15 protein-coding genes are annotated in these 13,655 nt (G+C 41.5%); 8 read left to right on the top strand and 7 right to left on the bottom strand.

Annotated elements, in window-relative coordinates:
- Positions 1 to 105: 105 nt before the first annotated feature.
- Together CDG79_RS17770 and CDG79_RS41125 are read right to left on the bottom strand one after the other, a co-directional pair.
- On the bottom strand, positions 106 to 1,275 hold the full coding sequence (locus tag CDG79_RS17770) for a sugar phosphate nucleotidyltransferase (RefSeq protein WP_094332070.1): 1,170 nt from the start codon (positions 1,273 to 1,275) through the stop codon (positions 106 to 108).
- 257 nt (positions 1,276 to 1,532) lie between these two features.
- On the bottom strand, positions 1,533 to 1,766 hold the full coding sequence (locus CDG79_RS41125; protein ID WP_143855506.1) for a hypothetical protein: 234 nt from the start codon (positions 1,764 to 1,766) through the stop codon (positions 1,533 to 1,535).
- 289 nt (positions 1,767 to 2,055) lie between these two features.
- On the opposite strand from CDG79_RS41125, the gene CDG79_RS17765 reads away from it, so the two are divergent.
- The 4 genes from CDG79_RS17765 to CDG79_RS17750 all read left to right on the top strand — a co-directional run bounded on the left by CDG79_RS17765 (position 2,056) and on the right by CDG79_RS17750 (position 4,512).
- Positions 2,056 to 2,376, top strand: coding sequence for a 2Fe-2S iron-sulfur cluster-binding protein (locus CDG79_RS17765; protein WP_094343304.1), 321 nt, complete (start codon positions 2,056 to 2,058; stop codon positions 2,374 to 2,376).
- A gap of 148 nt (positions 2,377 to 2,524) precedes the next feature.
- Positions 2,525 to 2,704, top strand: a complete 180-nt coding sequence (locus CDG79_RS17760) for a hypothetical protein (protein WP_094343303.1) — start codon at positions 2,525 to 2,527, stop codon at positions 2,702 to 2,704.
- 81 nt (positions 2,705 to 2,785) lie between these two features.
- Positions 2,786 to 3,853: a DUF3326 domain-containing protein gene (locus CDG79_RS17755; RefSeq protein ID WP_094343302.1), complete on the top strand. Its 1,068-nt coding sequence runs from the start codon at positions 2,786 to 2,788 to the stop codon at positions 3,851 to 3,853.
- 59 nt (positions 3,854 to 3,912) lie between these two features.
- A complete protein-coding gene (locus CDG79_RS17750; RefSeq protein ID WP_094332066.1) occupies positions 3,913 to 4,512 on the top strand; it encodes a CPBP family intramembrane glutamic endopeptidase in 600 nt (199 codons plus the stop codon).
- Positions 4,513 to 4,586: 74 nt separating this feature from the next.
- On the opposite strand, the gene purN is transcribed toward CDG79_RS17750, so the two are convergent.
- Complete coding sequence (gene purN, locus CDG79_RS17745; RefSeq protein WP_094343301.1) at positions 4,587 to 5,255, bottom strand: phosphoribosylglycinamide formyltransferase; 669 nt, start codon at positions 5,253 to 5,255, stop codon at positions 4,587 to 4,589.
- Between the two features lie 25 nt (positions 5,256 to 5,280).
- Here purN and CDG79_RS17740 point away from each other — a divergent pair, with 25 nt between their 5' ends.
- Positions 5,281 to 6,168, top strand: coding sequence for a carbohydrate ABC transporter permease (locus tag CDG79_RS17740; RefSeq protein ID WP_094343300.1), 888 nt, complete (start codon positions 5,281 to 5,283; stop codon positions 6,166 to 6,168).
- A gap of 99 nt (positions 6,169 to 6,267) precedes the next feature.
- Here the strand turns inward: CDG79_RS17740 and CDG79_RS17735 are convergent, their stop codons facing one another.
- Entirely contained in the window at positions 6,268 to 6,834 is a 567-nt protein-coding gene (locus CDG79_RS17735) for a thermonuclease family protein (RefSeq protein WP_094343299.1), read from the bottom strand.
- Positions 6,835 to 7,021: 187 nt separating this feature from the next.
- Here CDG79_RS17735 and CDG79_RS17730 point away from each other — a divergent pair, with 187 nt between their 5' ends.
- Both CDG79_RS17730 and CDG79_RS17725 read left to right on the top strand, forming a co-directional pair.
- A complete protein-coding gene (locus tag CDG79_RS17730; protein WP_094343298.1) occupies positions 7,022 to 7,768 on the top strand; it encodes a rubrerythrin family protein in 747 nt (248 codons plus the stop codon).
- 101 nt (positions 7,769 to 7,869) lie between these two features.
- A complete protein-coding gene (locus CDG79_RS17725) occupies positions 7,870 to 8,217 on the top strand; it encodes a winged helix-turn-helix transcriptional regulator (RefSeq protein WP_094343297.1) in 348 nt (115 codons plus the stop codon).
- Between the two features lie 72 nt (positions 8,218 to 8,289).
- On the opposite strand, the gene CDG79_RS17720 is transcribed toward CDG79_RS17725, so the two are convergent.
- From CDG79_RS17720 to CDG79_RS17710, 3 genes are read right to left on the bottom strand one after another with little or no spacing between them, the layout of a single operon-like run.
- The gene (locus tag CDG79_RS17720; RefSeq protein WP_094343296.1) at positions 8,290 to 8,685 is read right to left on the bottom strand and encodes a salt stress protein, Slr1339 family; all 396 of its coding nucleotides are present in this window, start codon (positions 8,683 to 8,685) and stop codon (positions 8,290 to 8,292) included.
- A 27-nt stretch (positions 8,686 to 8,712) separates the two neighbouring features.
- Complete coding sequence (locus CDG79_RS17715; protein ID WP_094332059.1) at positions 8,713 to 9,318, bottom strand: vWA domain-containing protein; 606 nt, start codon at positions 9,316 to 9,318, stop codon at positions 8,713 to 8,715.
- Between the two features lie 47 nt (positions 9,319 to 9,365).
- Positions 9,366 to 9,971, bottom strand: a complete 606-nt coding sequence (locus tag CDG79_RS17710; protein ID WP_094343295.1) for a vWA domain-containing protein — start codon at positions 9,969 to 9,971, stop codon at positions 9,366 to 9,368.
- Between the two features lie 438 nt (positions 9,972 to 10,409).
- Between CDG79_RS17710 and CDG79_RS17705 the strand changes: the two genes are divergently transcribed.
- Complete coding sequence (locus tag CDG79_RS17705) at positions 10,410 to 13,448, top strand: PAS domain S-box protein (protein WP_094343294.1); 3,039 nt, start codon at positions 10,410 to 10,412, stop codon at positions 13,446 to 13,448.
- Positions 13,449 to 13,655: the final 207 nt, after the last annotated feature.

The following is a 13,655-nucleotide window of genomic DNA, read 5'->3' as shown; positions in this document are numbered from 1 at the left end:
GGATTGGGGATTGGGGATTGGGTATTAGGAAATCTTCCTATAGCATTTGCCACTAAGAGTGAAGTACATCTCAAAACCTCACCCCCAATCCCCAATCCCCAATCCCTAATTCGCGTTTGTACCCAGCAATTCCTCTATTGCTTGTCGCTCAACAGGGGTATGTGATGGCGGTGTCTGACGAGCATCGGTAATCAGCCAGTCTAAAGCAGCGGCTTGGACATCAATCGCTGCTCCAGTTTTATCCACACAATAACGTCCAAACACCAGCTTATCAACTAAGCGGACTCCTGGGCCCAGGCGCGACCATTCAAAAATCACGCTGTTTTCTACTGTTGCGCCACTACATATCCAACAATTGGGGCCAATCATCGCTGGGCCGACAATTTTCGCTCCGTCTTCTATTCTTGTCATCCCGCCAATGTAAACTGGGCCTGTGATATCTACTTTGTCCCAATTTACAGCGACATTTAACCCAGTGTAGATACCAGGGGCAACTTCATGACCGGGGATTTGCACATTTTTTATTTCACCCAGCAGTACACCGCGAATCGCCCGCCAATAGTCTGGGACTTTACCAATATCTACCCATTCAAAGTCCATAGGAATGGCGTAGAAGGGAGCTTTGATTTCTACCAATTTGGGAAACAATTGGCTACCAATGTCGTACTCGACATCAGAGGGGATATAGTTAAACACCTCTGGTTCAAAGATGTAAATACCTGTATTGATGTTGGTGCTGAGGGCTTCTTCAGTTGAAGGTTTTTCTTGGAAAGCTTTAACACGCCCCTCTTCGTCAGTGACTACCACACCGTAGCTAGAAACTTCTTCCTTGGGGACAGATTTTGTAATAATAGTAGCGATCGATCCTTTAGCTCTATGCCATTTAACTGCGGCAGTTAAATCCAAATCAATCAAAGCATCACCGCACAACACCACAAAGGTATCATCAAAAAACGGTGAGAAGTCTTGGATACGCCGCATTCCTCCAGCAGAACCGATTGCTTCTCCCTCCAGTTTACCTTCGTCATCAATTTTCCCTTCAAAGGAATAGGCAATCTGCACCCCAAACCGTTGACCGTCACGAAAATAGTTTTCTATTTCTTCAGCCAAATGACTAACGTTGACCATAATCTGGTCAAATCCATGTTGGCGTAACAGTTCCAGCAAGAACTCCATCACTGGCTTTTGCAGGATGGGAATCATTGGTTTGGGAATTGTGTAGGTAATCGGACGCACGCGAGTACCCTTACCAGCCGCGAGAATCATCGCTTTCATAAAAATTTATTCCTCAACCACAAGCCAGTTTACTTTTATCGAGTGATACTTAATCATCAGTTTTTATTTCTGCTGTAAGTCATCCCCCAAACAGGGATAACAGGAATTTAGTGGTTATTGCAACCATAAGTATACTTAGATGACAAGCGATCGCTTATCTTTTCAGGGTAACTGAAAGTTTCAACATTTTAAAACCCCTCATTTGTATGAAGGGTTAATGCATCAAGTCATTTTAGACGATTCACCAAACAGCAAAGCTAATTACGACACAGTTGTGAACCGCTAGCCTTTTCAACAAGTCCGTCACCGGATTGTTCCAGAACAGTACCCATTCCCAATGGCTTATCCGTTTTTACGATCGCCTCCGGCGTGCGGAATGCGATCGCGCATATTAGGGATTTCCAAGTAAAAAAATATTCCGTCGCAGAGGGACAAGGGGGACAAGGAAGACAAGGGAGACAAGGAAGAAAGAAGTCTAGTTGAGTAGACAAATTGAATAATTTATTTTTTGGAGTTCCCTTACAGCAGAATTCAGAATTAGAATAGGCTCTGTGCCTAGCTACCAGACCTATATGCTATACTTCACTAACCTGAAATCTGCTGTATTTATAGTAAATTTAACTAATAATTCAATTAATTATAGTAATTAATGTGACTAGTCTAGAAAATATTTGCTATGATATCAGGATTTAATCTAAAATCTATGGTAAATATCTAGATATTTTTAACTAATTCAGATAAGATAATAAATTTGTCTGTTGCGTCACACTTCCTTTGTATATGTCCAAAACTTACACCGTAGAAATTAATCACCAAGGTAAAATTCATACATTGCAAGTTCCCGAAGATGAAACGATCTTATCAGTTGCCGATGCTGCTGGTTTGGAACTGCCAAGTTCTTGCAATGCAGGTGTTTGTACAACTTGCGCCGGTCAAATATCTGAAGGAACTGTGGATCAAGCTGATGGCATGGGCGTTAGTCCAGATTTACAAAAGCAAGGTTATGTGTTGCTTTGTGTTGCCAAACCCCTTTCTGATTTGAAAGTTGAGACAGAAAAGGAAGACATCGTTTATCAGTTACAATTTGGCAAAGACAAATAATCTGTGAACAGTTATCAGTATATCGGATGATTATTCATAACTGAATAACTGTTCACTGGAAATTACTAAACCCGATGGATAACATAAGTATTTCATTGCAACTGACATCAGCTATTGTAGAAACTACAAATTAACAGGATTTCCCAAGATGACAACTCATTTTATTACCGCAGAAATTGATTTACAAGAAACTCCCGCCGAATTACTAGAAGTAATTGAAACAGAATTGAAGAAACAAGGTGAACCCCTCCGTTGGGCTGTTACCTCTGTAGATGTTAAAGAACAAAAAGCTACAGTTGAAGCCGTGGTAACTACAGTCAAGAGTTAGGAGTTAGGAGTTAGGAGTTAAAAGTTATGAGTTGATGGCTTCTGATTTCTATAATTCATCACTCATCACTCATCACTTAAAATGAATCGTCCATACACAGCTATCTTAATTGTGCCAACTGGCGTTGGGGCTGCCATTGGGGGTTATGCAGGAGATGCTTTACCTGTTGCCAAAGTTATGGCACAGGTTTGCGATCGCCTAATTACTCACCCCAATGTCCTTAACGGCGCAAGTTTGTACTGGAATCTCCCTAACGCTTTCTATGTTGAAGGTTACGGGCTTGACAAATTTGCCTCTGGATGCTGGGGTTTGCGTCCAGTCCGCAACAACAAAGTAGGTTTGCTTTTAGACCAAGGCATTGAGCCAGAGTTACGGCTACGACATATACAAGCTGCCGATGCAGTCAGAGCAACTCTGGGATTGACCTTAACTGATTATGTAATTAGTGATGCACCATTAGATGTAGAATTACGGACTACAGCATCGGGAGCTAGTTGGGGAACAATTGGCAACCCAGATAGTTTGTTACGGGCAGCTGAGATATTAATTGAAAAAGCGGGGGCAGAAGCGATCGCAGTTGTTGCCCGTTTCCCCGATGATATGGACTCAGATGCAGTACAAAAATACCGCCACGGTGAAGGCGTTGATTCCTTAGCAGGTGCAGAAGCCGTAATTAGCCATTTGCTAGTGCGAACCTTTCAAATTCCTTGCGCCCATTCTCCCGCCCTTTTGAGCGAACCTCCCCAACCTGATTTATCCCCCCGTTCCGCCGCCGAAGAATTAGGTTATACCTTTTTGCCGTGCGTCCTTGTAGGATTAAGTCGTGCCCCACAATTTATAATAGAGAAAAGAGCGATTGCATCAGATAAAGGAGATATTTGGGCAGATGAAGTGGATGCTGCGATCGCACCTGCAAATGCTTGTGGTAGCAGTGCCTTACTGAGTTTAAGCCAAAGACGATGCCAAATAATTACAGTAGAAGAAAATAAAACTCTGATCGAAGTTCCTCCCCAAGCGTTGGGGATCAAAGCTCTACAGGTAAACTCATATTTGGAAGCAGTAGGCGTATTAGTAGCACACAAAGCAGGCATCAACCCTTCCGCTCTCCGTCCCAAATTATTACCTTTGCAGCCAGTAATTAAAAGTTAGGAGTTAGGAGTTATTTCTATCTCGCCCCCTGCCCCCGCCCCTTTCCCCTTAAAAAACCTGTGGTTGAACAACAAAAGCAAGAGCCAGAAATTCCATATCTGACACGCATCCAAGTACTTGGGGCGATGGGAGCGACTGCAATCATTTTGTTGATAGTCGCCAAATTGTCATTGCACTTTGGTAACTTTTCCCTATTTTCCTGGAAGTGGAACCAGAAGGATTTGCTGTTGGGTGTAGGATTGGGGTTTGTCATCACCGCGTTAAGTGGCATAGCCTATCGCGTTTGGACTCCCTACCGTAAAAGTGCAGATTATTATTTAGAAGTGGTACTAAAGCCCTTAGCCTTACCAGACTTAATTTGGCTGGGGTTGCTACCGGGTTTGAGTGAAGAATTATTATTTCGGGGTGTAATGCTGTCAGCTTTAGGCTTGGATAATGTCGCTGTCATTGTATCTAGTCTTTGTTTTGGCATCTTGCATTTTAGCGGTTCTCAACAATGGCCTTATGTAATTTGGGCAACGATTGTCGGGATGATATTGGCATATAGCGCCTTGCTCACGGGAAACTTATTAGTGCCGATTGTCGCTCACATGATTACTAATTGGACTTCTAGCTATTTCTGGAAAATGTGGCAATTGCGGCAATTAAAAAATATGTAGAAATCAGTGCGTAGGCGTAGCCCAACCCAGGGAGATCCCCGACTTTTTCAATAAGTCGGGGATCTAAATTTAGCTTAAGTAAGTGACGTTAAGCTTAGTGTATTTTTGGACGAAGAAGCTGCCAGAGCGATCGCTAATGGTAAAATCCGATGTTCCTGAATTTGAATCCTGGCATGGAGTGTTTCTGCTGTATCATCCGGCAATACTGGGACTGCGGCTTGCATTAAAATTGGGCCGCTATCCATTTCTAAACAAGCTATATGTGCCGTACAACCAGTAATTTTTACCCCAGATGCCAAAGCTTGTTCTACAGCATGGATTCCCTTGAAGCTAGGTAACAAACTAGGATGGATATTAATAATCCTCTCAGGAAAGGCATCAATAAAAACTGAGGTTAACAATCGCATCCAACCCGCCAAAATCACCCATTCGACATCGTAGTGCCGCAATGTCTGCACAATTTTCTCATCCAACTCTTCTCGAATTTTATAGTTGCGGTGATTCAACAAAACAGCTTCTACACCTCTATTGGCTGCTCTGACGGCTGCTTTCGCCGAGGGGTTATTGTAAATTAAAACTTGAATTTGGGCATTTAGCTGTCCATCTTGGATAGCTTGAGCAACTACATCAAAATTGCTGCCATTCCCAGAAGCCATAATTCCCAGTTTTAAAGGTGCGACTTGCTGGCAATCGCTAATGCTGGGAGAAACCAAGCTAGGGGTAGAATCAGGGCGGAAGGTCATAAACAGCTAAGAGGGAAAATTATAGATGCCAAAACCAAAAATATATACTAAGTCGTGGTTGGATAATGATACAGCAGCAGCCTGGATTTTTCTCACACCAGCACTAATTTTACTAGGCGTTTTTATCATTTGGCCGATCGCCTATTTGTTTTACCTCAGCTTCACTGCTGGTAGCTTCACTTTAAAAGGTATTTATTGGATAGGCTTAAAAAACTATTGGCGCTTGCTACTCGACTCCGACTTCTGGCAAGTTCTGGGTAACACCTTTTATTTTACTGTTGCCACCATCATTCCCAGTATAGTTATTTCCTTGGGCTTGGCAGTGCTATTAAACCGCTCTATTCCCTTGCGAGGTATCTTGCGGAGTGCCTATTTTTTGCCTTCAATTATCTCACTGGTGGCAGCCGGTTTGGGATTTCGCTGGCTGTTTCAAACATCAGGGCCAGTTAACGGACTTTTAGATTTTTTTGGTATTCCAGCTATCTCCTGGCTAGGAGATACATTTTGGGCAATGCCGGTAATTATTTTAATGAGTATTTGGAAACAACTAGGTTTCAATATGGTAGTTTTTTTAGCAGGGTTGCAAGCAATTCCTCCCAGTCGTTATGAAGCGGCAGATTTAGATGGAGCAAATGCTTGGCAACAATTTTGGTATATTACTCTGCCTGGATTGCGCCCTACTGTAATATTTGCAATCATCACTACCGCGATTTTTACATTGCGGAGTTTTGAGCAAGTTTATGTGATGACTGGTGGAGGCCCGCTGAATTCGACTAATTTGCTGGTTTATTACATTTATCAAGAAGCTTTTGCTCAATTTGATTTCGGTTATGCTGCCGCCGGCGCGACGATATTACTAGCAGTGACGATGGTACTAGTTTATTTGCAACTGCAAACTTGGGGAGAGGAGTAGGGGAGGTAGGGGGAAATTTGGGAAATTGCTAAATTATCGCGCAAATATACAATGCCAAAGAATGTTGTGCATTTAATTAGTTAGAAACAACTAGAGTTTTTATTTCTTAGATAGGGTGCGATATTCCCAAGGATTAACAAATTTAGTGTCACTCCAAACACCAAGTCGTTGTTGTTTAGCTTCAGCTTCGGCTTGTTGCACTAAGTCTTTGCTAGGACACTTGTTTAAATAAGGACGATACACTTTTGCCAATCCTTCTTGTAACAATACCTGCTGCACAAAAGTGCCATTTTGTAAACGGACTTCGGCAACTTTGCGTCCATAGCGATCGCTATCGGTGATATTCAAAGTGACGCGATCGCCTCCTTGTTGGACTAGTTGTTGCACCCGTTGTTGGGCTTTCACACCCCAAGTAAATTGATTGCGATCGCTAGTGCGTTTACTCTGCTTTTCTTTGTTGGTATGAGCAATTTCTGGCGCATCTACACAAGCAAAGCGCACGGTAAAATTTTTGCCACTGTTATCTTTAACTACTAAAGTATCGCCATCACTCACACGCTCAACTGGTTCTCCAGAATTACCAGTAAAGCGATCGCAGCCAATCAAACCCAAAATCATGATAGTTGCACAAAGCCAAAATCGCACTGGTTTAATTAATTTATCCATCCCAACTTACCTACATTACCTCTGTGGGATGATATTAGCAAAATGACCAGATATATTTGTTAACTGCTGACATACTGCCACGGGCAATCCCAAAATTCCAAATCATAAGACCCTCTGGCGACAACCGAATAGAAAATGCGGATTAGTATAAGAATTGTAACCTTGCAATTATCAGTGACAATTTCTGATGAACTTCTTAACTCACATTTTGCATCTAGCTGGTTCAGGAGCCTTCGCCTATTACTCTGCTGCTCAAATTCGTGATTCTAAAACCCGTCCCAACATCCTTGCGGGGTTTTATTTTGCTGAATCGGGTTCCGTGCCATTTTTATCTGCACTTAGCGATCGCGCAGCAGCTGAAGGCGATACATGGCTAGCCGCAAAACTAGCAAAACATGCATCAGATGAAACTAGGCATGGTCATATTTTTGCCCACGCCTTACAACAGATGAATAAACAAGTTATAGATTTTAAACGTCAACCCCAAACTACATCTACAAATAAATCACAACAGCCGCGTAGCCCCTTTTTCGCAGCATTCTTTGAAGGCTATACCCAAGAACAACTTAAACCGGCTGTCATTGACTGGGATGTGTTTATGGCTAGCACATACATTCTGGAGTTAGATGCTAGTAAAGACTTTGCGCGAATGGCAAAAGTATTACCTGATAACGATCCAACCGCTCGTAATTTAAAGTTAGGAATGCTTTGTATTGCCCAAGATGAAACTGGACATGCTGCTTATCTCTACGAAGCGATGATGCGACGGATGTCTGCTGTCAAAGTGCAAAAACTTGTAGATATGTGGCGAACCCAGAAGGTAAACGCCTTGCTAGCAATGGTTGGTGGTATCCTTCAGCGTAACGGCGAAACGCGATCGCTAGTCCAAGACGGTACGCCGTCGGAAATCGATTCTGAGTTGATAGCTACGTAGTTATCGATATTCTTGAGTATCTAATGTTCAAAAAATTGAGAACATTAAACAGCTAGCTGGAAAGGCAGGATATCTGCCTTTGTACTTTCTATAAAAAAACTATGAAAGCTGAAGCAGAAAACAATAGCAGGCTGACTTGTGAAGTAGAAACTACCCTAAAAATTATAGGAGGACGTTGGAAAGTTTTAATTATTAGAGAATTAATGATTAGCGTTAAACGCTTTGGTGAGTTGCAACGGGCTTTACCTGGAGTTACACAAAAGGTGCTAACCCAACAACTTAGAGAAATGGAGGAAGACGGCATTATTCATCGAGAAGTTTATCCCCAAATTCCGCCCAAGGTAGAATATTCACTGACACCTTTAGGAGAAACTTTGCAACCAATCCTCTATGCAATGCATGAATGGGCTATTCAACATTCAAATATCACAAATCGTCATCAATATTGATGATAGCTAAGAAATAATAATTGTTAATTTTCAAATTGAAATAGCAGATTTATCTGTAGCATTTTGAATTATTTATTCATTGTTTCGTAAATATTCAATCGCTGCCTCTAATTTTGAGGAATAACTTTCAGCAAACCTTTCAAACCAAAGTCCTTCGGACGAAAGCGGATCTACTTTGGCTAACCATTTTTTTGCCTGTACTTTCAAAACCTCTAATTGTTTAGCTTTGAGTTTTTCTTGTCTAATTCCTTCCTGTTCTACTTCTTGCTGTCTTTTTAACTCAATAGCAGCATCCTCTTCTGCAAAATCAGCCTTAACTTCTGCTAAAAGGTTATCCATAAAAGATGCCGACTTGGGCAATGATGGAATAAACGATTTGGCTGCGGCTGATTTTGACTGCTGCTGTTGTGGTTGTACTCCTTTGTATTCAGTTTCGAGTTCGGCTAACAGCTTATCAATGGAATCCATTTTTGCAATTCCTAATAAATAGTATAGCTAGTCATTAATGGCATTAAGTAGAACTTCCGATAAACTCATATCTTCCATATCTTCCATAGTAATGGTGTCACAGATATCAAATTTAGCGCCAGCACTTTGAAGTTCATCGTCTAAGACTTTGAGAAAACGGGTAGCTTGGGGATCTACACCGACTTGAATGAAGGAAATGGCTAATTCTTCATCTCGATCGATGCGGCGAGAAGCTTCAATAATTACCTTCATAACTGCTTTGCGATCGTCTGGTTCGCCGTCAGTAACTACTAAAATTGTTTCACCATTTGGCTTTGTTTTACCAGACGCTTTGCGTTGTAAGTAATCATCAGTTGCGTGTTTTAACACACCTGCTAAGTCGGTTGTACCAGAAGGGTCATTTTCTCGAAAAATTTGCGATACTATGCTGGATGTCACATTTTCATATCGCTTAAATTTACCAGAAAATACATAGATTGTAATCCCATCTGGGTCAAATTGCTCACACTTGCTAGCTAAAGCTAAAGTAGATTCCTGTGCCGCTAACCATCTACTTCTACCACCCTTTTGATCTTGGGTGGCCATGCTGCCGCTTTTGTCGATAATTAACGTATAGTCACGATTTTCTAACATTATTCAATTCTCCAGTTAAAAGTTAAGAGTTATTGGATTTTAATACATTAGTCAGTTATTGCGTTTGTCAATACATCTACCAGGCTCATGTCTTCTAAATCGTCTAAAGTAACCGTGTCACAAATATCAAATTTAGCGCCGACACTTTCCAACTGGTCATCCAAAGCTTTGAGGAACTTAGTTGCTTGAGCATCTGAACCTACTTGAATAATCGAAATTCCTAATTCTTCATCACGCTCCATCTGGCGAGTAGCATGAATGATGACTTCAAATACAGCTTTGCGATCGTCTGGTTCACCATCAGTGATAACTAAAATTGTCTCTCCGTTTGGCTTACTTTTACCGGCAGCTTTGCGTTGAAAGTAATTATTGAGTGCATCCTGAAGCACACCTGCTAAGTTTGTTGTCCCAGCAGGGTCATTTTCGAGAAATACCTGTGCGACTTTAGCTGAAGTGACATCATCGTAGCGTTTAAATTTACCGGAAAACAAGTAAACGGTGATGCCATCGGGGTCAAACTGTTCAGCCTTTCTTGCCAAAGCAAGAGTAGACTCTTGGGCGATCTCCCATCTAGTTCTACCACCCACTTGGTCTGGAGTGGACATACTACCGCTTTTGTCAATAATTAATGTATAGTCGCGATCGCTCATCATAATTTTCCTCTGATTGTTACCGTGTAATTCTAGTTTAACTCCGTTTTTTTACCAGTAAGCAAGGCTTTTAAGCTTTTGTATCAATTATGCTACTAAATAAACCACGCCACAGATGATGAGTGCATTGGCGTAGCCCAACCCAGGCATCACCTAGCATCAGTGTTCCAACAGAAAACAAAATTTTCCTAGTCCCTAATCCCCTGAAAACACTCAAAATTAAAGATTGGCTTGGTTGTTACATCCATTATTTAGTCTGGGAATAATAAATACTAATCATCCTGACACAGATGAAACTAAATAAATGTGAGTTCAAGAAACCTCTCCCTACCTTGAAATTTCGTTCAACTCTTTCCCTCTCTGACTCAGAGAGGGACAGTTTTGGGTAGTAATACCAGGGAGAGGTTTCTTTATTGCTTAATTTTAAAGATAAATTCCGGTATGAACCATCATAGATTCTTAGATAACCCTGCGCCAAAACAAAACACACAGCAGCAAACCTTTTCGCTGGCATTTCTGCATCAGACGATCGATGCCATATCTGACCCAATTTTTGTTAAAGACCGTCAACATCACTGGGTATTAATTAACGAGACTTACTGTGATTTCGTCGGTTATAGCCGAGAAGAATTAATTGGCAAATCAGACTATGATTTTTTTCCGCAAGCAGAAGCTGATGTGTTTCGACAAAAAGATGAACTAGTTTTCACCACAAATATTACTAATGAGAACCAGAATCTTTTTACCGATGCTCAGGGTATAACTCATCTCATCTCTACAAAAAAGTCTTGCTTTGAGGATGACACTGGTAACAAATTTCTGGTGGGTAGTATTCGAGACATTATTTTACAGGATGAAGCTGGGAAATTTCTGGGTGTAACTGAGAGAGTTACCAATTTTACTGAACTCATGCAAACCTGTGAAGCACTTCAGGAAACGGTAGAAGAACTGCGCCAACAAAACCAAGAACTAGCGATCGCTTGTGAAACGGCAGAATTAGAGCGGCGGCGTTACCAAGATTTGTTCGATCTCGCCCCAGATGCTTATTTAGTGACTGATGCTGACGGCATCATCAAAGAGGCTAACTATGTAAGCGCAGCCTTACTATCTGTGAGACAAAACTATCTAGTAGGTAAACCATTCATTATCTTTATCGCTGAAGCAGATCGCCAAATCTTCACCAATAAACTGGCAAATTTGCAGCAGATACAAGATTGGGAAGTCAATCTACAGTCACGAGGAGGTACAACCTTTCCTGCTAGTATCAAGATGGTTGCTATGTATGATTCACAAGGTCAGCGACTTGGCTGGCGTTGGTTACTTTGCGACATCAGCGAACAACAAGCCATACTGCGCGATCGCCAGAAAGCAGAATCATACCTACACCGCATTAATGCTGTACTGCAAGCTCAACAAGAAGCTTCCATCGATGGCATTTTGATAATTGATGAAAATCGTATAGTTACATCATCCAATCAGAAATTCTCCCAGCTATGGCAAATTCCTGCGGCACTGCTGCAAACACACGACGATCGCAAACTCCTGGAATGGGTACTAAACCAACTAGTAAATCCAGACGAATTTCTGGCAAAGGTGGAGTATGTTTACCAGCATCCAGAAAAAAGCAGCCACGATCAAATTTTGCTCAAGTCTGGAAAGATTTTTGAGCGCTATTCTGCACCTGTGTGTAAACACCAAGGAGCTTGTGGTGATACATCACCTATAGGAGACTATTACGGTAGAATTTGGTATTTTCGCGATATTACCGAATACAAACAAGCCGAAGCAGAACTTAGGACTTCACAGCAAAGGCTAGCATTGCTGATTGAACAAACACCTTTAGCCATTATTGAATGGAATACCAACTTTGAGGTTCAAACATGGAATCGGGCAGCAGAAGGAATGTTTGGATACACCACAGAGGAAATGTTGGGCAATCGTTTTGAGATCATAGTACCTGAAAACGCCAGGAAGCACGTAAATGAGATTATCACCGCCCTGCTAGCACAACGTGGAGGAAGTTTTAGTGTCAATGAGAACGTCACTAAAGATGGTAGAACGATGGTCTGTGAGTGGTATAACAACCCGTTAGTGGCTCCTGATGGCCAGGTGGTTGGCATTGCTTCAATGGTGTTAGACATCACAGAACGCAAACGCGCCGAAGAGGAACAGCAAAAATTTGTAGCGTTGATTGAAAACAGCAGTGACTTTATTGGCATTGCTTCAATGGAAGGGCAAGTTGTCTATGTAAACCCTGCCGGACTCAAGATGGTGGGACTTAGTAGCCTGGAAGCAGCTAAAACCAAATTCTTGAATGATTTTCATTCACCAGAAGCTTTTGCAGAGTTGAAAGAGCAAATTACTCCTTTGATGTTTCAACATGGTTTCTGGCAAGGTGAATTTCGCCATAGGCATTTTCAAACAGGCATAGAAATTCCTACTGATTGCAGCCTGTTTATGGTTAAACATCCTGAAACAGGAGAGCCTTTCTGTCGGGTAGCTGTTGCTAGGGATATTACAGATCGGAAACAAGCCAAAGAAGCTCTGCTAAAGTCGGAAGCGCAACTAAGGCAACAAGCTGAAGAACTCAAAGAAGCCTTCCGCGAACTTCAAAACACCCAAACTCACTTAATTCAAAGTGAAAAGATGTCCAGCTTGGGTCAACTAGTCGCAGGAGTAGCACACGAAATCAACAACCCGGTCAATTTTATCTATGGCAATCTCAAACCTGCCAAGGAATACACTCAAGATTTACTTTCACTTTTGCAACTCTATACAAGTCATTATCCTGAACCCATCCCAGAAATTCAGGATTTTGTAGAACAAATTGAACTGGACTTTTTGAAGTCAGATTTACCAAAAATACTAAACTCAATGAAAGTCGGGGCAGATCGCATTCGAGAGATTGTGCTTTCCCTACGAACTTTTTCGCGCTTGGATGAAGCCGAAATGAAAGCTGTTGATATCCATGAGGGAATCGACAGTACTCTGATGATTTTGCAAAACCGCATCAAGGGTAATAAGCAACGCCCGACAATTGAAATAATCAAAGAATACGGCAAACTACCCTTGGTTGAATGTTACGCCGGGCAGCTAAATCAAGTATTCATGAATATTTTATCAAATGCGATCGATGCTTTAGAAGAGAGAGTGGATAGTGTAGATGAGGCAAACAAGGGGAATAACCAATACCCAATTCCGACAATTCGCATTTGCACTCAACTACAAGATTCAAATCAGGTAATAATTAGGATTGCCGATAATGGATTGGGAATATCAGAAGATTTGAAAAAACAACTATTTGACCCCTTCTTTACCACCAAGCCCATCGGCAAAGGTACGGGGATGGGACTTGCCATTAGCTACCAGATCGTTACAGAAAGACATGGTGGTTCCTTAGAATGTATTTCGCAGCTAGAACAAGGCGCTGAGTTTGTGATTAATATTCCCCTAATTCAAGATACTCAACATAATTCGTAATTTTAAGAGCTTTCATCCCATTAAAAATTATGCACTGGATAAAAGGATCGTGCTGTGCATTAACGTAAAAACGTTGCTTTAGGTTTTTATTAATCATTATTTGATGGTAAATAGACCCGGACTGTAGGGGCAATTCATGAATTGCCCCTACAACAGATGTGGTTTTTCAAATCATTTATATTTGATCTTTCCTGTTAATGGGTAAGT

The sequence above is a fragment of the Nostoc sp. 'Peltigera membranacea cyanobiont' 232 genome (assembly GCF_002245985.1).
Classification (GTDB): Bacteria; Cyanobacteriota; Cyanobacteriia; order Cyanobacteriales; family Nostocaceae; genus Nostoc.
This window is presented reverse-complemented; position numbering and strand designations above follow the sequence as displayed.

Excerpts from the sequence above, each read along its gene's own strand:
- CDG79_RS17755 (WP_094343302.1), top strand. The coding sequence starts at position 2,786 with ATGAATCGTCCATACACAGCTATCTTAATTGTGCCAACTGGCGTTGGG.
- CDG79_RS17760 (WP_094343303.1), top strand. The coding sequence starts at position 2,525 with ATGACAACTCATTTTATTACCGCAGAAATTGATTTACAAGAAACTCCC.
- CDG79_RS17715 (WP_094332059.1), bottom strand. The coding sequence starts at position 9,318 with ATGTTAGAAAATCGTGACTATACGTTAATTATCGACAAAAGCGGCAGC.
- CDG79_RS17705 (WP_094343294.1), top strand. The coding sequence starts at position 10,410 with ATGAACCATCATAGATTCTTAGATAACCCTGCGCCAAAACAAAACACA.
- purN (WP_094343301.1), bottom strand. The coding sequence starts at position 5,255 with ATGACCTTCCGCCCTGATTCTACCCCTAGCTTGGTTTCTCCCAGCATT.
- CDG79_RS17710 (WP_094343295.1), bottom strand. The coding sequence starts at position 9,971 with ATGATGAGCGATCGCGACTATACATTAATTATTGACAAAAGCGGTAGT.
- CDG79_RS17725 (WP_094343297.1), top strand. The coding sequence starts at position 7,870 with ATGAAAGCTGAAGCAGAAAACAATAGCAGGCTGACTTGTGAAGTAGAA.
- CDG79_RS17720 (WP_094343296.1), bottom strand. The coding sequence starts at position 8,685 with ATGGATTCCATTGATAAGCTGTTAGCCGAACTCGAAACTGAATACAAA.
- CDG79_RS17770 (WP_094332070.1), bottom strand. The coding sequence starts at position 1,275 with ATGAAAGCGATGATTCTCGCGGCTGGTAAGGGTACTCGCGTGCGTCCG.
- CDG79_RS17730 (WP_094343298.1), top strand. The coding sequence starts at position 7,022 with ATGAACTTCTTAACTCACATTTTGCATCTAGCTGGTTCAGGAGCCTTC.
- CDG79_RS17735 (WP_094343299.1), bottom strand. The coding sequence starts at position 6,834 with ATGGATAAATTAATTAAACCAGTGCGATTTTGGCTTTGTGCAACTATC.
- CDG79_RS17765 (WP_094343304.1), top strand. The coding sequence starts at position 2,056 with ATGTCCAAAACTTACACCGTAGAAATTAATCACCAAGGTAAAATTCAT.
- CDG79_RS17740 (WP_094343300.1), top strand. The coding sequence starts at position 5,281 with ATGCCAAAACCAAAAATATATACTAAGTCGTGGTTGGATAATGATACA.